The 19685-nt window shown below is 69.2% G+C and carries 17 protein-coding genes; 4 read left to right on the top strand and 13 right to left on the bottom strand.

Going from position 1 to position 19685, the window contains the following annotated elements:
* Positions 1-32: 32 nt before the first annotated feature.
* The gene (locus tag AC1M14_RS25775) at positions 33-1385 is read left to right on the top strand and encodes an MFS transporter (protein ID WP_479731838.1); all 1353 of its coding nucleotides are present in this window, start codon (positions 33-35) and stop codon (positions 1383-1385) included.
* A 31-nt stretch (positions 1386-1416) separates the two neighbouring features.
* On the top strand, positions 1417-2286 hold the full coding sequence (locus AC1M14_RS25780) for a DMT family transporter (protein WP_479730677.1): 870 nt from the start codon (positions 1417-1419) through the stop codon (positions 2284-2286).
* A gap of 10 nt (positions 2287-2296) precedes the next feature.
* Here AC1M14_RS25780 and clsB read toward each other — a convergent pair whose 3' ends face one another.
* The 8 genes from clsB to AC1M14_RS25820 all read right to left on the bottom strand — a co-directional run bounded on the left by clsB (position 2297) and on the right by AC1M14_RS25820 (position 11499).
* Complete coding sequence (clsB, locus tag AC1M14_RS25785; protein ID WP_111826936.1) at positions 2297-3508, bottom strand: cardiolipin synthase ClsB; 1212 nt, start codon at positions 3506-3508, stop codon at positions 2297-2299.
* A complete protein-coding gene (locus tag AC1M14_RS25790) occupies positions 3505-4371 on the bottom strand; it encodes an endonuclease/exonuclease/phosphatase family protein (protein ID WP_102775373.1) in 867 nt (288 codons plus the stop codon). The genes clsB and AC1M14_RS25790 overlap by 4 nt, the downstream gene beginning before the upstream one ends.
* Before the next feature lie 219 nt (positions 4372-4590).
* Positions 4591-6363, bottom strand: a complete 1773-nt coding sequence (gene aspS, locus AC1M14_RS25795; RefSeq protein ID WP_102775088.1) for an aspartate--tRNA ligase — start codon at positions 6361-6363, stop codon at positions 4591-4593.
* Positions 6364-6404: 41 nt separating this feature from the next.
* Positions 6405-7070 (bottom strand): DUF502 domain-containing protein, encoded by a 666-nt coding sequence (locus AC1M14_RS25800; RefSeq protein WP_168202298.1) that lies wholly within the window; start codon positions 7068-7070, stop codon positions 6405-6407.
* Between the two features lie 16 nt (positions 7071-7086).
* Positions 7087-7389: an FmdB family zinc ribbon protein gene (locus AC1M14_RS25805; protein ID WP_479730678.1), complete on the bottom strand. Its 303-nt coding sequence runs from the start codon at positions 7387-7389 to the stop codon at positions 7087-7089.
* A 217-nt stretch (positions 7390-7606) separates the two neighbouring features.
* Entirely contained in the window at positions 7607-8890 is a 1284-nt protein-coding gene (locus AC1M14_RS25810; RefSeq protein ID WP_102775085.1) for a putative Na+/H+ antiporter, read from the bottom strand.
* 107 nt (positions 8891-8997) lie between these two features.
* On the bottom strand, positions 8998-10503 hold the full coding sequence (locus AC1M14_RS25815; protein WP_479730679.1) for a M81 family metallopeptidase: 1506 nt from the start codon (positions 10501-10503) through the stop codon (positions 8998-9000).
* A gap of 18 nt (positions 10504-10521) precedes the next feature.
* On the bottom strand, positions 10522-11499 hold the full coding sequence (locus AC1M14_RS25820; protein ID WP_479730680.1) for a Bug family tripartite tricarboxylate transporter substrate binding protein: 978 nt from the start codon (positions 11497-11499) through the stop codon (positions 10522-10524).
* A gap of 105 nt (positions 11500-11604) precedes the next feature.
* Here AC1M14_RS25820 and AC1M14_RS25825 point away from each other — a divergent pair, with 105 nt between their 5' ends.
* Both AC1M14_RS25825 and AC1M14_RS25830 read left to right on the top strand, forming a co-directional pair.
* Positions 11605-12936, top strand: coding sequence for an aspartate aminotransferase family protein (locus tag AC1M14_RS25825; RefSeq protein WP_479731839.1), 1332 nt, complete (start codon positions 11605-11607; stop codon positions 12934-12936).
* Between the two features lie 26 nt (positions 12937-12962).
* Complete coding sequence (locus tag AC1M14_RS25830) at positions 12963-13835, top strand: MurR/RpiR family transcriptional regulator (RefSeq protein WP_479730681.1); 873 nt, start codon at positions 12963-12965, stop codon at positions 13833-13835.
* 4 nt (positions 13836-13839) lie between these two features.
* Here the strand turns inward: AC1M14_RS25830 and AC1M14_RS25835 are convergent, their stop codons facing one another.
* From AC1M14_RS25835 to dapA, 5 genes are all read right to left on the bottom strand, one after another.
* Positions 13840-14736 (bottom strand): DUF6999 family protein, encoded by an 897-nt coding sequence (locus AC1M14_RS25835; protein WP_111826941.1) that lies wholly within the window; start codon positions 14734-14736, stop codon positions 13840-13842.
* A complete protein-coding gene (locus AC1M14_RS25840) occupies positions 14733-16655 on the bottom strand; it encodes an iron-containing redox enzyme family protein (protein ID WP_479730682.1) in 1923 nt (640 codons plus the stop codon). The genes AC1M14_RS25835 and AC1M14_RS25840 overlap by 4 nt, the downstream gene beginning before the upstream one ends.
* A 34-nt stretch (positions 16656-16689) precedes the next feature.
* Positions 16690-17568, bottom strand: a complete 879-nt coding sequence (locus AC1M14_RS25845) for a fatty acid desaturase (RefSeq protein ID WP_440130668.1) — start codon at positions 17566-17568, stop codon at positions 16690-16692.
* Between the two features lie 13 nt (positions 17569-17581).
* The gene (locus tag AC1M14_RS25850; RefSeq protein ID WP_479730683.1) at positions 17582-18358 is read right to left on the bottom strand and encodes a sterol desaturase family protein; all 777 of its coding nucleotides are present in this window, start codon (positions 18356-18358) and stop codon (positions 17582-17584) included.
* A 110-nt stretch (positions 18359-18468) separates the two neighbouring features.
* A complete protein-coding gene (dapA, locus tag AC1M14_RS25855; protein ID WP_102775076.1) occupies positions 18469-19359 on the bottom strand; it encodes a 4-hydroxy-tetrahydrodipicolinate synthase in 891 nt (296 codons plus the stop codon).
* Positions 19360-19685: the final 326 nt, after the last annotated feature.

Consider the following 19685-nt stretch of genomic DNA (forward strand, 5'->3'; position numbering starts at 1 on the left):
CTCCCCCCGCCCATACGCGACGCGATCTCTTGATGGGGATGGCGGGGGTGTCCGCCACCGTCGTCCTGGCCGCCCTGGATTCCACCATCATCAGCACCACCCTGCCGCGGGTGGCGGAGGCGCTCAACGGCATGGCGCTCTATGCCTGGGTGGGCACGGGTTATCTGCTGACCACGGCGGCCTCGATCCTGGTCTTCGGGCGCCTGGGCGACATGTTCGGGCGCAAGCCCCTGATGCTGCTGTCGGTGCTCATCATCGCGCTGGGCTCGATCGCCTGCGGCCTGGCGCAGAACATGATGCAGCTGATCGTGTTCCGCTCGCTGCAGGGCATAGGCGGGGGGATGATGATCGCCACGGCCTTCGCCGCGCCGGCCGACCTGTTTCCCGACGCCAAGCAGCGGGTGCGCTGGATGGCGCTGGTGTCGGCGGCCTTCGCCATGGCCAGCGGCATCGGTCCGGTGCTGGGCGGAGCCGCGACGCAGGCGCTGGGCTGGCGGGCGGCCTTCTTCATTGCGCCGATCGCCGCCGCGGGCGCTTTTTTCCTGGTGGCGCGCTACTTTCCCCGCATCCGGCCCGTGCACGACGCCAGCCGCAAGATCGACTGGCTGGGCGCGATCCTGCTCTGCATCGCCGTGGGCGCGCCGCTGGCGGCGCTGGAGCTTGCGTTCGCCAGCGGCGACCATGCTCAGCCCATGCTGGGCGTGGCGCTGGCCCTGGCGGGCGCGGCGGCCATCGCCATACTCATCCCCATCGAGCGCCGCGTGCGCTCGCCGATTTTTCCGCTGCGCGTGCTGGCGGCGAGCCAGTCGCGCCTGCTGAACGTGGCGGCGATGATGGTGGGCGCGGTGATGTTCGTGCTGATTTTCTACAGCCCGCTGCTGCTGCAGCAGGTGCTGAGCTACACGCCCAGCCAGGCCGGGCTGCTGCTGACGCCGCTGGTGGCCGCGATTTCGGTCGGCAGCATCATCAACGGGCGGCTTTTTCCCAAGCAGTCGGAGCCGCAGCGCCTGATGGTGTTCGGCGGCGGCCTGCTGGCGGCCGGTTCGCTGATGGTGCTGCTGATCTCCCCGGGCACCTCGGCCTGGTGGATCCTGGCGGCGTTTTTCGTCAACGGCTGCGCCCTGGGGTTCCTGCTTCCGAACCTGACCCTGTTCATGCAGATGCTGAGCGAGCGGCGCGACGTCGGCGTGGCCTCGGCGCTGGTGCAGACCACGCGCGCCATCGGCAGCGCGCTGGGCACGGCGGTGGTGGGGATCATTATTTCGCACAGCACGGTACTAAACGGAGTGCGCGCCGGGCTGGTCCTGTGTATCGTGCTGTCGCTGACCTGCGCCTTGCTGGCGCACCGGGTCAAGATGAAGAACCTGGCCTCCAACCGGAAGTGAAACGCGGCGGTCAACCCGCCCGGAACCGAACATGCGTCAACGCGATCTGCTGGACCTGCTGCTGCTGGCCGCCGTCTGGGGCGGCTCCTTTCTGTTCATGCGCGTGGCCGTCGCCGACTTCGGGCCGGTGGCGCTGATCGAGCTGCGCGTGGGACTGGCCGCGCTGGTGCTGCTGCCGGCGGCCATGTGGCGCGGCAAGCTGGCGGTGATCGCGCGGCACTGGAAGGCGCTGCTGATGGTGGGCATCCTGAACGCCGCCGTGCCGTTCCTGCTGTATGCCTACGCCGCCCAGTCGCTGGGCGCGGGTTTCCTGTCCGTCGCCAACGCGGTGACGCCGGTCTGGGGCGCGGTCATCGGCTGGCTGTGGCTGAAGGACAGGCTGGCCTGGACCCGTTCGCTCGGCCTGATGATAGGCGTGGCCGGCATCGTGGTGCTGGTGTGGGACAAGCTGGACTTCGGCCAGGGCGGCACCGGCCCCGCCGTGCTGGCCGCCGTGTCGGCGCCGGTGTTCTACGGCATCGCGGCCAACTGGACCAAGCGTTTCCTGAGCGGCGTGGACCCGCTGGCCAACGCGACCGGCAGCATGGTGGGCGCGTCGCTGGCGCTGCTGCCGCTGGCGATCGCGTTCTGGCCTTCGGCCCCGGCTTCGCCGCAGGCGTGGATCTCCACGATCCTGCTGGCGGTGGTCTGCACCGGCGCGGCCTACATCATCTTCTTCCGCCTGATCGCCAACGTCGGCCCGACCGGCGCGGTGAGCGTCACGTTCCTGGTGCCGGTGTTCGGCGTGGTGTGGGGCGCCTGGCTGCTGGACGAGCGCATCACGCGATCGATCGCCGCCGGCGCGGCGATCATCCTGGTCGGCACCGCGCTGGCGCTGGACCTGTTCAAGCGGCGCCGCTGAACGCGCCGGCTCAGTATTTGTCGGACGTGCCTGTCAACGCCACGCCGATGCGCAGCAGCGTGTAGGAAACCGCGTCGACCCAGCGCCGCAGCCAGCCGCGGCGCTGGTAGTCCAGCGGCCGGATGAAGCGCCCGCCTTCGCGGATGGCGGCTTCGAGCCGTTCCTGCAGGTCCCAGGCGAACGGCTGGTCGTCGACCACCACGTTGGCCTCGCGCGCCAGCAGCAGGCTGAAGGGATCCAGGTTGGACGAGCCCACGGTGGCCACGTTGTCGATGACGGCGACCTTGGCATGCAGGTAGCTGGGCATGTACTCGTAGATCTCGATGCCGTCGCGCAGCAGCTGGTCGTACAGCGAGCGCGTGGCGTGGTATTGCATGCGGTATTCGATCTTGCCCTGCAGCAGCAGGCGCACGCGCACACCGCGGGCGGCGGCCTTGGCCAGTGCGCGCCGGAACTGGCGTCCCGGAAAGAAGTATGCGTTGGCGATCAGGATGTCGCGGCGCGCCTGCGAGATGCCGTACAGATAGGCGCGCTCGAAGGTCTGGCGAAAGCGCAGGTTATCGCGCAGCACCAGCGCGGCGCGCAGATGGCCGCGCGGCGCGGCCGAGGCGTGGCGCGGCTTGAGCAGCCGCATGCGGTTCCAGTCGCGCGGATGGCGGCGCAGCCGCGCCCAGTTCAGCCTGACCCACAGCAGTTCCTGCGCATAGGCGGCAGCGGTCACCAGCGGCCCCTGCACCTGCACCGCGAAATCGTAGCGCGGCCCGGTGAGGCCGTCGGTGGGGTCCCTGTCGTCGTAGTCGTCGATGATGTTGATGCCGCCGATGAAGGCGATCTGCCCGTCGACCACGGTGACCTTGCGATGCAGGCGCCGCAGCCGGCTGCGCGACGGGATGTAGCGCGCGAACCAGCGCGGCTCGGGGCGGAAGATGCGGCATTGCGCGCCGGCGTTGGTCAGCCGGGTGCGCAGCAGGTCGACGTTCTCGGCGCTGCCGAAGCCGTCGAGCACGACGCGCACCTTGACGCCGCGCCGGGCCGCCGCCTCCAGACAGTCCAGCACGCGCGCGCCGGTGCGGTCGGGCATGAAGATGTAGGTTTCCAGGTGCACGCTGACCTGGGCCGCGTCGATGGCCGCGCACAGCGCCGGGAAAAAGTCGGAACCGTTCTGCAGCAACCGGATGTCGTTGCCCAGCGTCCAGTCCAGCTGGGACTGCTCGGCCCTCACGGCAGCTCTAGCTCCGCCAGCAGGGGGGAATGGTCGGAAAGGCGCGCCCACTCCCGGCCGCGCAGCACGCGTGCGCTGCGCACGGCGAATCCGCGCTGGTAGATGCGGTCCAGGCGGAACCACGGGAACACGGCGGGAAACGTGCGCGGCGGCGGCAGCAGCAGGCGCGAGCTGCCGTCCATGCCCAGCTGGTTGGTGCGCTCCATGACGGAGATGCCGCCGTTGGGCAGGCCGCGCAGCGCGTTGCTCAGGCGCTTGACCGAATCGCGCAGGCGCGGCAGTTCGCCGCCGTGGCTGCGCGGGGCATGCGAGAACACTTCGTACAGGCCCAGCTGCTGCACGAACAGAGGCGCCAGGCGATCGCCCCAGTCATTGAAATCGCCCGCGATCAGGATGGGTTCACCGTCCGGCACCATGCGCCGGATGCGCTCGGTCAGCGCCAGGATCTGGCGGCTGCGGCTGCCGGCGAACAGGCCCAGGTGCACGACGAAGCAATGCACCGCGCGCCCGTCGAGCTCGATGCGCGCATGCAGCAGGCCGCGCTGTTCGAGGCGGTGGTCCGAGATGTCCTGGTTCTCGTGGTCGAGGATGGGAAAGCGCGACAACAGCGCGTTGCCGTGGTCGGTCTCGTGGCGGACGGCGTTGCGCCCGTAGGCCACGTCCAGCCGCAAGGCCGCGGCCAGCGATTCGTGCTGCGCGTCGAGCAGCGATTTCTGTTCATTGCGGCCCTGGACTTCCTGCAGGAAAACCAGATCGGGACGCAGGCCGTAGAGACCCAGACGCAGTTCATTCAGCGAGTCGCGCCGGCCCAGCGCCGAGCGGCCCTTGTGGATGTTGTAGCTGACGACACGGATGAGCGACATGGAAGCGATGGCGCCTTTCAAAACAGAAAAACCGCCGACTCAGACGGCGTCTGCCAGATTACTCCAATTCAAACCGATGCAAACGTCAAAAACCTGCGCCTTCGAGACCCGCCCTGCGCAAGCACGCAATGCCACTCAAGCGGGGCCGCCGGGAGCCGGCTTTGCCGGTCCCGCGCGGCGCCCCCCTGGGGGGAAGCGCCGCAGGCGCTCCGGGGGGGGTCACCTCAAGCGGATATGCAGTTCGCGCAGCTGCTTCTCGTCGACCTCGGAGGGCGCCTGCGTCAGCAGGCACTGCGCGCGCTGGGTCTTGGGGAAGGCGATCACGTCGCGGATCGATTCGGCGCCGGTCATCATGGTGACGATGCGGTCCAGGCCGAAGGCGATGCCGCCGTGCGGCGGCGCGCCGTACTGCAGCGCGTCCAGCAGGAAGCCGAACTTCTCGCGGGCTTCTTCCGGGCCGATCTTGAGCGCGCGGAACACCTTGCTCTGCACTTCCTCGCGGTGGATACGGACCGAGCCGCCGCCGATTTCCCAACCGTTGAGCACCATGTCGTAGGCCTTGGCGTAGGCCTTGCTGGGATCGGATTCGAGGAAGTCCTCGTGGCCGTCCTTGGGGCTGGTGAAGGGATGGTGGGCGGCGGTGTAGCGGCCGTCTTCCTCGTCGTATTCGAACATCGGGAAGTCGACCACCCACAGCGGCTTCCAGCCGCCGGTGGACAGGCCGGCCTTCTTGCCGAATTCGCTGTGGCCGATCTTCACGCGCAGCGCGCCGATGGCGTCGTTGACGATCTTCTCGCGGTCGGCGCCAAAGAAGATGATGTCGCCGTCCTGCGCGCCGGTGCGCTTGACCAGTTCGGCCAGCGCGGCGTCGTGCAGGTTCTTGACGATGGGCGACTGCATGCCGTCGCGGCCCTTGGCCACGTCGTTGACCTTGATGTAGGCCAGGCCCTTGGCGCCGTAGATGCCGACGAACTGGGTGTAGCCGTCGATTTCGCTGCGCGACATTTCGGCGCCGCCCGGCACGCGCAGGGCGACCACGCGGCTGCCCGGCGCGGCCGCGGCGGCGGCGAAGACCTTGAAGTCCACGTCGCGCATGACGTCGGTCATGTCGGTGAATTCCAGGTTCACGCGCAGGTCCGGCTTGTCCGAGCCGTAGCGGCGCATGGCTTCGGTCCAGGGCATGATCGGGAACGGGGTGGGCAGGTCCACGTCCTGCACCACCTTGAACACGTGGCGGATCATGCTTTCGAAGATTTCACGGATCTCGACTTCGTTCAGGAACGAGGTTTCGCAGTCGATCTGGGTGAATTCGGGCTGGCGGTCGGCGCGCAGGTCTTCGTCGCGGAAGCACTTGGTGATCTGGTAGTAGCGGTCGAAGCCCGAGACCATCAGCATCTGTTTGAACAGCTGCGGCGACTGCGGCAGCGCGAAGAAGTGGCCGGCGTTCACGCGCGAGGGCACCAGGTAGTCGCGCGCGCCTTCGGGCGTGCTCTTGGTCAGCATCGGGGTTTCGATGTCGATGAAGCCGAGCTGGTCCAGGAACTTGCGCACTTCGATGGAGACGCGGTAGCGCAGCATCAGGTTGCGCTGCATCTGCGGGCGGCGCAGGTCCAGCACGCGGTGCGTCAGGCGGGTGGTTTCCGACAGGTTGTCGTCGTCGAGCTGGAACGGCGGCGTGACCGAGGCGTTCAGGATTTCGACTTCCTTGCAGAGCACTTCGATTTCGCCCGAGGCCAGCTCGGCGTTGGCGGTGCCCGCCGGACGCTCGCGCACCAGGCCGGTGACGCGGATGCAGAATTCGTTGCGCAGGCGCTCGGCGGTGGCGAAGGCGGCGTTGTCCGGATCGAACACGATCTGGGCCAGGCCGGCGCGGTCGCGCAGGTCGATGAAGATGACCCCGCCGTGGTCGCGGCGGCGGTTCACCCAGCCGTACAGGGTGACAGTCTGGCCGAGATGGTCACGGCAAACCTGGCCGGTGTAGCAGGTACGCATGCGGGATGACTCCGTTTATGTGCTTGGTAGTAGCGTAAGGGTTACGAATCGGCGCGGGGCGGATCGGATTCGCCGGGCGCCGGGACGGGCGCGGCCGGCCGGCCCGCAGGCCCGGAGGCCTGGACCGGGGCGACCACGCCCATGGAAACGATGTACTTCAGGGCCGCGTCCACGCTCATCTGCAGGTCGATGGTATCGGCGCGCGGCATCATCAGGAAAAAGCCCGAGGTCGGGTTCGGCGTCGTGGGCACGTAGACGCTGATGTGATCTCCGGGCAGGTTGTCGGCGACTTCGCCGCCCGGCGTGCCGGTGACGAAGGCGATGGTCCAGCTGCCGACCCGGGGATACTGCACCAGCACCGCGCGGCGAAACGCCTGCCCGTTCGGCGCAAGCACGGTATCGCTGACCTGCTTGACCGAGTTGTAGATGGACCGCACCAGCGGTATGCGGCCCAGCAGGCTTTCCCACTGGTCCACCATGGTGCGGCCGATCAGGTTGGCCGCGAATATGCCCGTCAGCAGCACCACCACCACGACCAGGACGAAGCGGAAGCCGGGGATGTCGATGCCGAACAGGGATTCGGACGACAGGAAGCCGGGCACGAACCCTTCGAGGGTGGCGACCAGCAGCCCCAGCACCCACACCGTGATGACCAGGGGAACCCAGATCAGCAGGCCGGTGATGAAGTACTTCTTGATGACGCGCATACGCATCGCGCGCGCTCTAGGAGGCGGGACTGCCGGCGGCGGGCGCGGCGGGCGCGGGCGCGGCCGGGGCGGCCGGGGCGGCTGCCGCCGGCGCGGCGCCCGCGGCCGGAGCCGGCGCGCCGGCCGGCGCGCTGCCGTTGCCGCGGAAGTCCGTGACATACCAGCCGGAGCCCTTGAGCTGGAATCCAGCCGCGGTCACCTGCTTGGAAAACGTGCTCTGGCCGCACTCGGGGCAAACCGAAAGCGGCGCATCGGAAATCTTCTGCAAGACGTCTTTGGCATGGCCGCAGGCGCTGCATTTGTAAGCGTAGATGGGCATCAAGGGGCTCCCAGGCGCGGGCCCGGCAAATCAAAAACCGCCTGGCGCCGGACGCAAGGTCCGGGTTCGGACCGGGTGGAAAACCTGATCCGGGCCAAAGCGGCGGGTGGGCGAGGCCGGAAAAAACGGGGAAAGTCTTGAATTTTAGCGGTTTTTCTTGAACCGCCGGTGTCCGTCCCCGCCGGCACGTGCCGGCGGGCCTTCCCGAACCGCCGTCTCAGACCGGAAGCAGGAACATCACGGCCGCCACCAGGGTCGGCGCCAGGGCCGACAGGAACAGCCGGCCGGACGAAATGCTGCCGTCCGGGAAGTGGTTTTTCAGGATGGCGAAGCCGGCCGGATTGGGCGCGTTGGCGATGACGGTCAGGCCGCCGCCGGTGACCGCCCCGGCCACCAGCATGTAGCGCCAGGCCTCGCCGGTGCCCTCGACCAGCGAGCCCAGGTAGGTCAGCGCCGCATTGTCGGTGATGGCCGTGAGCGCGGTGGCGCCCCAGAACAGGACGAAAGGCTCCAGCCCGCCCAGCAGGTCCTGCAGCCACCATTTCTGCAGGCCGCCCAGCACCACCAGCCCGGCCAGGAAGAAACCCACCATCAGGCCTTCCTTGATCATCAGGCGGCTCTGGTGGCGCTTGTAGGCTTCGGCAAAGCCGATGAACATCATCAGCAGGCCCAGGAAGATGGCCGGATGGTGGGCGCTGAGCACCACGGCGACGAGGAACGCGACGTGCACCAGCATGACCACCACGGGCACCGGCGGACGCTTGTCCGCGCCTTCCGGACCGTCCACGCCGCCGCCCGTGCCGACCGAGCGTTCCAGCAGCGCCTTGCGGCACAGCATCGTGAGCAGGGCGGCGTTCAGGCACACGGCGATCGCGGCGCGCCAGCCGAAATGCTGCATCATGAAGCTGGAATCCCAGCCGAAGGTGGAGGCCACCATCAGCACCGGCGGCGCGGCGTAGGAGGTCAGCACGCCGCCGATGGACACGTTGACGAACAGCACGCCCAGGGTCAGGTACTTGAAGCCGGCGCGCCCGCTGGTGCGGAAATAGGCGTCGCGCAGCAGGATGGCGGCCAGCGTCATGGCGGCCGGCTCGGTGATGAACGAACCGCCCAGCGGCACCAGCGACATGACCACGAAGAACGTGGCCAGCTCGCGCGGCAGCGGCAGCACGCGCGCCACCAGGCGCACCAGCAGCCCCACCAGTTCCAGGATGGGCCGGCTGGCCGCCACCACCATGATGACGAACACGAACAGCGGCTCGGTGAAATTGCGCGTGTCCATGTACTCGATGGCGTGCGTCGGCCCGGCCAACGCCGCCATCGCCACGATCAGCACGAAGGCCCAGACGCCGAAGACGGCCTCGACCTCGGCGAACAGATGCCAGATGCCCGCATGCGGCCCGCCGCGGTGCGCCAGGCGCGCGAAGACGGGGACCGAGAAAGTATGAAGAACCGCCACGGCAAACAACAGGGTGGCGATGACTTCAAGTGTCTGGGGCATAAAGCGGCTTCCGGGTAAGAGGGTTCAACGCGCGTGCGCCCCGCCCGGCGGGACTTGCGCACAAGGGTCGCAATATAGCGCAAGGCCCCCCGCCCTGTAACGCCGGGTCAACACCGAGGCCGAGGCGCGCGCGCATGCCGGAACGGCAGCAGCCGCAGGTCCAGCGCCGCGGGGCCGGGCGCGTCCACGTCGATGATGGCCGCGCACAGCGGCTGGAAGGCCGCGCGGAAATGGTTCTTGGCCTTCACGCAAAGCAGGCGCACCTGATCGAGCGCGATGCCGTGCAGCGCGAAGAAACCCGGATCGTTGGCCGGCGCCACCGACTCGGTGACGATGACCCGCAGGTTCGGCCGGTCGCGCAGCGACAGCAGCGCGGTGCGTCCGCAGCTCGTGCGCACGCCGGTCTCCATCGGTCCGATGTTGCTGAATTCGCCATCTGTGTAGCGCTCGACCCGGAACGCGGCGCGCACCGGCAGACCGAAATCGGCGCTCACGCGCCCACCCAGCGCCAGTTCGCACAGCCCGCCCAGGCCCGCTTCGTGCGCGCGCCGCACCGCGTCGGGATCGGCGAAGCTGGCGAATACGCAAGGCAGCTCGATCCGCGCGTCGAGCAGCGCGCGAAACAGTTCCGGCGTGTCGCACACGCCTCCCGACAGCGGGTTGTCGCCCGGATCGGTGACGGCCACCAGGCCGCCGCCGGCGCGCGCCAGGGCCACGGCCTGCGCCAGCCCCTGTTGCGGCGTGGGCAGGCTGACCGCGAATTGCGGCGCCAGGCGCCGCATGGCCGCCATCAGGGTTGCGGCCGCGGCCTCGGCCTGCGCGCCATCGGCATCGCGGGCCCTGTCCGCCACCACCAGCACCGAGGCGCCGGTGTCGGCCGTGTCGGCGTAGGGAAAGCCGCCGAACACCGCGACCTCGGCCACGCCGCCCTGCGCCTGCGCGGCGGCGAGATCCTGCAGTTCGCGCATCGGACCGGCATCGGTGCGCATGTTGAAGCTGGACAGCAGCAGGTCCGGCCTGGCCAGCAGCACGCGCGGCGACAGCGCGCCGGCCTGCGTGCGGACCAGCATGTCCAGCACGCGCCCTGCAGCCTCGCGCATGTCGATATGGGGATAGGTCTTGTATCCGCTGGCGCAATCCAGCAGGCCGTCCAGGGCGGGAGACAGGTTGGCGTGCAGGTCGAAGCTCGCGCCCAGGGGCACGCCGGGCAGCAGGGCGCGCACCGCGCGCACGAAGTCCAGGTCGGGCGCCTGCCGCCGGTCGGTGATGGCCGCGCCATGCAGCGACAGGTACACCGCGTCCCAGCCCTCGCCCGCCGCCAGGTCGGCCAGCACGTCGTCCATGAAGGCGCGGTGCACGGCGTCCTCGATGGGTCCGCCGGGCAAGGCGGAAGCGCAGCGCAGGACGACGACCTCCCAGTCGGGATGCGCGCGGGCGAATTCCGCCACTTTGCCCAATTCGGTGGCCGTGCCGGCGGCCGCGGCCAGCGCGTCGCCGCCCTTGCGCCACTCGCGCCGTTCAAAGTCCGCCATGACGCAGGGAACCGGACAGAAGGCGTTGCCTTCGTACCAGAAACGCGCCACCGCCAGCCGTTTTTTCGTGCCCTTGCCCATGCGTGTCCCCTGCCCTGCCTATTCCGGACGGATGCCCGTGCCCTCGATCAGCACGCGGTATTTCTCGCGTTCGGCCTCCAGGTGCCGGGCCAGCGCCTGCGGCGGGCCGCCCATCGGCTGCGCGGCCAGCGCGGCCAGCCGTTGGCGCGTGGCGGGCGCGTCCAGCACCCGCTGGGCGGCGGCGTTGAGCTTGTCGACGACCGGTTGCGGCGTGCCGGCGGGCGCCATGATGACGAACCATGAGGTCAGGTCGAAGCCGGGCAGGGCCTGCGCGATGGCCGCCACCTCCGGCGCCGCGGGCACCGGCCGGGCCGAGGTCACGCCCAGGGCCACCAGCTTGCCGGCCTTGATCAGCGGCAGGGCGGTGGGCAGGTTGTCGGCCGACAGGTCGATCTGCCCGCCCAGCAGGTCGTTGTTGGCCTGGCTTGCGCCCTTGTACGGCACGTGGCGGATGTCCACCTTGCCCATGCGCTTGACCATCTCCAGCGCCAGATGGCCCGAGCTGCCCACGCCCGGCGAACCCCAGTTCAGGCGGCCGGGCTCGGCGCGCGCGGTGCGCAGCAGGTCGTCCATGTTCTTCAGGCCGGAGCCCGGATGCGTCAGCACCACGTTGGGCACCTGCGCCACGTAGGCGACCGGCGCGAAATCCCTGGCGGGGTCGTAGCCGATCTGCTTGTAGACGTAGGCGTTGATGATCTGCGTGCCGGGCGTGCCCAGCAGCAGGGTGTAGCCATCGGCCGGCGCGCGCGCCACCTCGGCGGCGCCCAGGCTGCCGCCCGCGCCCGCCTTGTTGACCACCACCACGGTCTGCCCGAGTTCGGCGCCCAGGCCCTCGGCCATCAGGCGGCCGAGCAGGTCGGTGGTGCCGCCGGCGGCGAACGGCACCACCAGCCGCAGCGGCTGGTCCGGCCAGGCCTGGGCCGGCCCCGCCGCGCCCAAGGCGGCGGCCGCCGCGATCCCCAAAGTCCAAACACGCAACAGACTGGAAAAGTTCATGACGCCCCCTTGAGCGAATCCGCCGATACGGCAATAAAACCGTTTGGTTTATTTTTTCAACAAATATACCATGTGTTTTATTTGACGAACCCTCTCGCCTACACCATGAGCCGCATCATCCATCGCAACGCCAGTCCCCTGCCCGTCGCCGTCAAGGGCGCGGGCTGTTTCATCGTCGACCAGACCGGCCGCCGCTATTTCGACGCCTCCGGCGGCGCGGCGGTCTCGTGCCTGGGACATGCGCATGCCGAAGTGCGGGCCGCGGCCGTCGCGCAGCTGGACGCGCTGGAGTATGCGCACACCAGCTTCTTCACCACGCCGGCGGCCGAAGAGCTGGCCGAGCTGCTGGCCGCCAACAGCCCGGCCGGCCTGGGCAACGCCTATTTCGTGTCGGGCGGGTCGGAAGCGGTCGAGACCGCCTTGAAGATGGCGCGCCAATACCACGTCGAGCGCGGCGAGCCGGGGCGCTACCGCTACATCGCCCGGCGCCAGAGCTATCACGGCAACACGCTGGCGGCCCTGTCGGTGGGCGGCAACGCCGGCCGGCGCGCGCTCTACCAGCCCGTGCTGATCGAGAGCCACCATGTCTCGCCCTGCTTCCCGCTGCACTACCGCGAGGCCGACGAAACCGACGAGCAGTACGGCGACCGCCTGGCCGCCGAACTGGAGGCCGAGATCCTGCGGCTGGGCCCGGACACGGTGTCCGCCTTCATCGCCGAAACCGTGGTGGGCGCCACCGCCGGCACGGTCGCGCCGGTGCCCGGCTACTTCCGCAAAATCCGCCAGGTGTGCGACCGCCACGGCGTGCTGCTGATCCTGGACGAGGTGATGTGCGGGCTGGGGCGCACCGGCAGCTACCACGCCTTCGAGCAGGAAGACGTGACGCCGGACCTGTTGACGCTGGCCAAGGGCCTGGGCGGCGGTTATCTGCCCATCGGCGCCGTGCTGGCGCACGACCGCGTCATCGGGGCCATCAACGCGGGCTCGGGCGCGTTCCAGCACGGCCATACCTATGTCGGCCATCCGGTGGCCTGCGCCGCCGCGCTGGCGGTGCAGCGCATCGTGTTGCGCGACGGCCTGGTGCAGCGCGTGGGCGAACTCGGCGCGCAGTTCGGCGCCATGCTGGGCGTGCGCCTGGGCGGCCATCCGCACGTGGCCGACATCCGCGGCCGCGGCATGTTCTGGAGCGTGGAGCTGGCCGAGGACCGCGCGAGCCTGCGTCCCTACGCGCCGCAGCGCCGCCTGCACGCGCGCATCAAGACGCAGGCGCGCGAGTTCGGCCTGCTGTGCTATCCGGGCGCGGGCACCATAGACGGCACGCATGGCGACCATGTGCTGCTGGCCCCGCCCTACATCAGCACCGCCGACGAGCTGGCCTTCGCGGTGGACGCGCTGGCCCGCGCGATCGATCAGGCGCTGGCCGACGATACGCCATAATACGCGGCACCTTACCCGGAGCGCAGATGGATAAAGCCGCCATCGACAAACTGATCGAAGCCCAGTTTTCCGCCCTGCCGCCCAGGCTGCGGCAGGCGGCCCGCTACGCGATCGATCATCCCAAGGACATCGCGCTGGAGTCGATGCGCGCCGCGGCCGGGCATGCCGGCGTGCAGGCCGGCGTCATGCTGCGCCTGGCGCGCCAGTTGGGTTTCGACACCTACGAGGCCTTCCGCCAGCCATACCGCGACTGGCTGGCCGCCGGCGGCGCCAGCTTCTCGGGCCGCGCCACCGCGCTGCGCAAGCGTCCGCAGCGCGACGCCGACGCCGGCCTGGTGGCCGACATCCTGGAGGCGGAAGTGCGCAACCTGGGCAGCAGCCTCGGCCCCGCCGCCCTGCCCGCGCTCAAGGCCGCGCACGGCGCGCTGGCCGGCGCGCGCCGCATCTACGTCATCGGCCTGCGCAGCCTGTATCCGGCCGCCTATCACTTCAGCTACGTCTGCGGCATGTTCCTGGACCGCGTCACGCTGCTCACCGGCGTGGGCGGCACGCTGGCCGACGAATTGCGCCGCATCGGCCCGCGCGACGCGCTGATCGCGTTCAGCCAGGCGCCCTATGCCCGGGCGGCGGTCGCGGCGGTGGAATTCGCGCGCGAGCGCGGCGCCGGCGTAGTGGCGGTCACCGACAGCGCGGTCTCGCCCATCGCCCCGGGCGCCAAGGCGCTGCTGCTGGTGGCCAGCGACACGCCCTCGCTGTTTCCTTCGGTGGTGCCGGCCCTGTCCATCGCGCAGACGCTGGCCGCCATGCTGGTCGCGCACAGCGGCAAGGAAAGCCTGCGCGAAATCGCCAACAGCGAGGCCCAGCTGCAGCGCTTCGGCGTGTACGCCGACAAGCCCTGAGGCGTCAGGCGATGGGCGCGGGCGGTTCCGCGCCCTGCTGCGCCGCCTTCATTTCCATCAGCAGGCTGTGCAGCATCTCGGTGGACAGCCCGTGCAGCACCAGCCGGTAGCCCGCGCGCAGCGTCGACATCGGCACCAGCGGATGGTTGTTGTTGACCAGGATCAGGTGCTGCGGCGCGCCCAGCAGCTTGGCCGCGTAGATGCCGATGGTCTCGTCCAGCTGCAGCGAATTGGCCGCGCGCCAGAAGTCGTTGTCGGTCAGCATCAGCTGGTACAGCGGCGTGAAGAGCTCGATGGCGCTTTGCAGGTCCAGGAAATTCAGCCGGCCTTGCGGCATGTCTTCGAGCAGCAGCCCGGGATCGTCGATCATCGAGAAATCCACCCGCTGCGGCGCATGCATCTCCACGCCGGCCTCGCGCAGCGCCTGGTTCAGGCGGATGACGAAGTTGAACAGGTTCAGGTCATGCTTGACGAAGAGCTCGTCCTTCAGGTCGTCGATATTGCGCGGCGCCAGCGGCGTGGTCGTGATGGGCACGGGCGAATTGGCGGCGATGAACGACAGGATCTGCGCGCCCAGGTGGAAATGGCGCAGGATCAGCCAGTTGGCCTCGGGCGACACGAAGCGCTTCAGGCCCCATGCCAGGATGCGGTGCAGCAGCTTCGAATGCGACCAGCGGCGCGGCAGGAAGGTCTTGATCACCTGGATCAGGATGATGCAGGCGCGCGCCAGCGGCCGCAGGAACGGCAGCAGGTACTGGCGCGAGGCGCAGCTCGAATCCGTGAGCCAGGCCTTCTTCACCTTGTCCGGCAGGGGCGTGCTGCGGTCCAGGTACAGCGCCAGCCACGGGCTGGGGTCGGCCGGATCGTGCGGCCTGGACAGGAATTCGGGTTCTTTGCTCATGACGCGTCGTCTTCCATCACGTGGTGGAACTGCATCAGGTACAGCGCGGCCGTGCGGCGCGCCGTGTCGACGATGCGCTGCCCGGCGCGGCCGTCCTCGTCGCAGTCCAGCGCCAGCTCCACCGCCGACAGCCAGCGCGCCAGGTGGTGTTCGTCGTTGTGGCCGTGGTATTCCAGGAAGCGGAAGGCGTCCGGCGGCAGCGCCAGGCTGGCCCTGAGCAGCGGCAGCAGCGCCGGCACAATGCGCTGGCCCGTGCCTTCGATGATGTAGATCGCGCCCAGCAGCCCGATGGGGTCGCGCGTGGCGGCCAGGCCGTGCAGGTAGGCGTTGAGCGCCTCGCCGCCCGGATTGCGGCGAAGCGCGTCGATGTCCTCGATGGCGCCGCCGGCCTTGCGGTAGTCGTTGAACAGGATCTGGAAGTCGTTCTGTTCCTCGCCGGCGTGTGTGTCGATCAGCGCGGCCAGGGGCGCGTACTGTCCGGAAAGCGAGGCCGCGCCTTCGCGCATCCACTTGCTGCCCTCGCGCACCTGAGGAATCCAGTTTTCCATCCAGTTCAGGTAGTCGGCCGTCCGGAACCGGCGCTCGCGCAGGCGCCGCACCACGGGCGTGCGCCACACGCGCGAACGGTAGTCGTGCCAGATCGCGGCCAGTTCGGTCAGCAGCTGGCCCAGGCCTTGCGGCGCCCCGTCCGGATCGTGCGGCGGCGCGATCGCGGCGGCGTCGTCGCTGAGCGCGTCTTCGCGCGGCGCGGCCGCGGGCGCGCCGGCGGCCACGCTCGGGGCATGCACGGCTTCGGCCTCCAGCAGCATGTAGGCGGCCATGAAGCGGCCCGACTCCGGGATGTAGCAGAAGATCTGCTCGCCGGGCTTGATCTCGCGCGTTTCCAGGAACTCGGCCAGCATGATGAGGATGGACGCCGCGCCCGTGTTGCCGCGCCACGCCAGGTTGCTGAACCAGCGTTCGCGCGGGATCACCAGGCCGGCCTTCTCCATCAGGTCTTCCACCACCGGGATGAACTTCTCCGACGAGTAGTGGCACAGGAAGTGGTCCACCTGGTCGGGGTCCACCCAGCCGTCGCGCACCAGCTTGGCGTACTCGTGGATGCCGATGTCGAACAGGTGCGGCAGCAGGCGGATGTCCTGGCGCAGCGACAGCGCGCCGTCGGCCTCGGCCTCGTTCCACGAGGGATAGTCCAAGTGGCCGCGGGCGCGGTCGGCCGACAGGCCGAGCTGCATGCACACCGGGTAGTCGCCCGAGAACGAACGCTGGTGCACCCACTTCAGGCGCAGGCGCACGCCTTGCGAAGCGCCCGGCAAGGGCCGCCCGCCATTGCCCAGCAGCACCGCGCCCGCGCCGTCCGACAGCATCCAGCGCAGGAAGTGCGCGTCGAAGTCGGCGTCGTAGCCGCGCGCGGCGAAGCGCGAGCGCTTGAAGAGCCGCGACGGCAGCTCGCTGGCCACGGCCAGGGCGCTGGCATGTCCGCCCAGCTCCACGCCCTGGGCGGCCGTCTGGATGGCCGACACGCCCGCCGCGCAGATGCCGTGCACCGACAGCGTCTCCATCGGATGCGCGGCCAGCTCGCCCTGGATCATGTTGGCGAAGCCCGGCATCAGCGCGTCGCCGCCGGACGAGCCGCTGGCCAGCAGCGACACGGCGGACAGGTCGCTGTCGTGCCGCCGCAGGCAGTCGCGGATGGCGTTGGCCGCCAGTTGCGCGTTGGTGAACACCGTGGCGCCTTCGGGGTCGATCGCATAGTGGCGCTGCTTGATGCCGTTCTCGGCCAGGATGCGGCTCTTGATGCGGCCGGACATGCGGTTCAGCGGCGCGATGTAGCGGTCCATGTCCTCGTTGGACACGGGCTCGCCCGGCATGAAATAGCCGGCGCTCTCCAGATAGACACGATGAAACGCGATGGGCATGGCAGGTCTCTAGTGAGAAATATCGGTGGCGGCGCTAGCGTATGTGCTCGGGCGCCATGTGCGAACGGCTGCGCAGCCGCGGCACGAAGACGGCCAGTACGAACACGCGCAGCATGTAGGGCGCAAGCCCGCGCTCGTTCAGCGCCGGGTTCACGCGGTCGCGGTAATGGTCGCGATGCAGCCGGCCCAGTTCGGACCAGTGCGCGCGTGAATGCTCGTGGTGGGCGGTGTGCAGGCCGATGTTGAACAGCAGCGGATTGACCAGCCCCTCGAAGTTGCGCGCGTAGTTCAGGCCGGCGACGGCGCGCGGGCCGCCGTCGGCATGCGCGTGCTGCAGGTAGTTGGTGGCCAGCAGCCAGTGCAGGCCGTGCAGCTGCGGAACGATGACGAACAGCAGCGCCTTCATGGGGTTGACGGCCAGCAGGCCGCCCCACAGCCCCAGCCAGGCGCCGTACTGCGCCATGCAGTAGCGCCACGCCCCCGGGCTATGTCGGCGCAGGCGGCCCAGCCACGCGAAAAACAGCGGATACAGCACCCACACGGCCTGCAGCGGGTGGATGAGGTAGCCCCACAGATGGTTGGTGTCGCCGCCGAAGCGGTAGGTGCGCGCCACGTCGCGCGCGCCGTGGCGGTAGCGGTGGTGGTTGGCGACGTGGGCGGGATAGAACACGAAGGTGGGATGGCCCTGCAGCAGCGTGATCCAGAAATCGGTGGCGCGGTTGGCCCGCCGTCCGCGCCACATGCGCAGGTGCGTATGGTTGTGGTGGATGACGCCGATGCCCAGCGTCAGGAACAGCATCAGCCCGTACAGCGGCCACCAGAATCCGTACGCCCATTGCCAGGCGGCCAGCGCAGGCAGCGCGGCCAGGTAGGCCAGGCTTTGCCAGTCGCGCCGGTTGCGCAGCGCCGGCAGCCGGCGCCGCCGCTTAAGCGCGCCCGCCAAGCGATTCTCGCTGCCGGAAGGCGTCCAGCTGGGGCGCGGCCGCCTCGGCCTTGAGCCGGGTGCGGAACAGGCGGTCCATGAAGGTGAACTGGAAGCCGTAATTGCCGTTGTAGCAGGCGTGGTGCAGATGATGGCGGCGGCTGGCGGCGAACCAGTGCGCATACGACACCCGCGGAAAGAAGTCGTAGTTGGCGTGCCCGATGCAATTGAAGAACAGGCTGAACAGCGGCACCGAGGCCAGCGACCAGAAACTGAAATCGTGCAGCACCATGGGCAGCAGGATCACGTTGCCCAGCATCAGCGCTTCGACCGGATGGAAGCTGTAGGTGGAGAACGGCGTGGTCACGACCGAACGGTGATGCGGCAGGTGGAAGCGGCGCAGCAGCCGCGTGTGCAGCAGGCGGTGATTGATCCAGAAGTGCACGTCGTTCCACACCACCAGCACCAGGATCTCGACCAAGATCTGGCGCCAGCCGGCGTCCGGGTCCAGCCGCGCCCAGCCCAGCTGCACCAGGCCCCACGGGAAAATCATGCCGGTGCCGAACAGCAGGATGGACAGGCCGGACTGCGCGAACTCGCGGCGCAGCTGGCCCGGGCCGAGCGGACGCGGGTCCAGCGGGCGCCCGATGCCCAGCGCGGGCAGCAGATAATGCGTCAGCAGCCAGGTGGCCGCGCCGAAAACCAGATAGATGCCGCCGAAGAACAGCAAGCCCGCCAGCATGACTTGCCAGGCGGACAGCGATTCGAAAGCCAGGGCCATGAACGTTTTGTTTCACCCGAGGAATGGCCGCATCATAAGCAATCCGTCAGCTTCCAGGCAGGATATTTATTACAAAATGAATCCAGGCGCCACAAAGCTCGCGGGCCGCCCTAGGCCGGGTACAGGCGGTTCAGTCCGGCGACCGCGCCCTCCATGCGGGCCGCCAGTTCCGCGCTTGCGCGCGGCATGGGCTGGCGCACCTCCGCGTTGAGCAGCCCGAGGCGTTCGAGCTGCGCCTTCACCGGGCCGGGATTGGGCTCGGCGAACGCCAGCCGGATCACCGGCGCCAGCGCATGGAAGAGCTTTCTGGCCTGGTCGAGCTGCTGCGTGCGCACGGCGCGGTACATGGCCACGAACAGGTCCGGCCGGATGTGGGCCGCCGCCGCGATCATGCCGGCCCCGCCCAGGCACAGCACGGACAGGGCATGCAGGTCTTCGCCCGCCAGCACGGCCATATTGCCGTCGGCGATCAGCGCCACCGTCTTTTCCAGCGAGCCGCCGCAATCCTTGATCGCGGCGATGTTGGGATGCGCCGCCAGCCCCAGCAGGGTCGAGGTCTCCAGCGTCGCGCCGGTGCGATAGGGTATGTCGTACAGCACCAGGGGAAAGCGCGAGGCGTCGGCCAGGCAGCGGAAATAGGCGGCCGCGCCCTCCTGCCCCGGCCGCACGTAGTACGGCGCCGGCGCCAGGATGCCGGCCAGCGGCCGGGTGCCGAAGGCCGCCAGGCGCTGCAGCACGTGGCCCTGGTGGTTGCCGGCCAGGCCCATGATGACGGGCAGCCTGCCCGCCTCGGTCAGCACGGCGTCCAGCACCGCCAGCTGCTCGGCGTCGTCGAGCGCCGCGGCCTCGCCCGTGCTGCCGCAGACGACCAGCCCGTCCACGCCCGCGGCGGCATAGTGGCGCACCAGGCGGCGCAAGGCCCCGCCGTCGACGGCGCCGCCGGAAAACGGCGTGACCAGCGGCACCCAGACGCCCTGGATCGGAGATTGATGAGATTGCATGTGAACACTCCTTCGGTGTGAAACGGACCGTGGTTGGACCGTACAGAAGTGCTCGGGATATCAGAGGGGATGCGCGGACGGCGCCATGCGCCGCCAGGAGGCCGCTGTTCCGTCGCCCATCTGACGGAACAGCATGCTCCGGTCAGATGAGCGGCTGTTTTTTGGATTTCAGGCCGGCGCAAGCCAGCATCGCGCACAGGGCGCGAAGCGGGAAAGCGGATTGGTTGGCCTGAGGAATCATGAATCGGGAAATCGGTGCGCGGCGAGCGCGAAAGACGGCAAATCTACCGGCAGCCCGCCGCCGTGTCAACGGCGGCGGCGCCGCG

The organism is Achromobacter sp. SX5 (assembly GCF_056711425.1).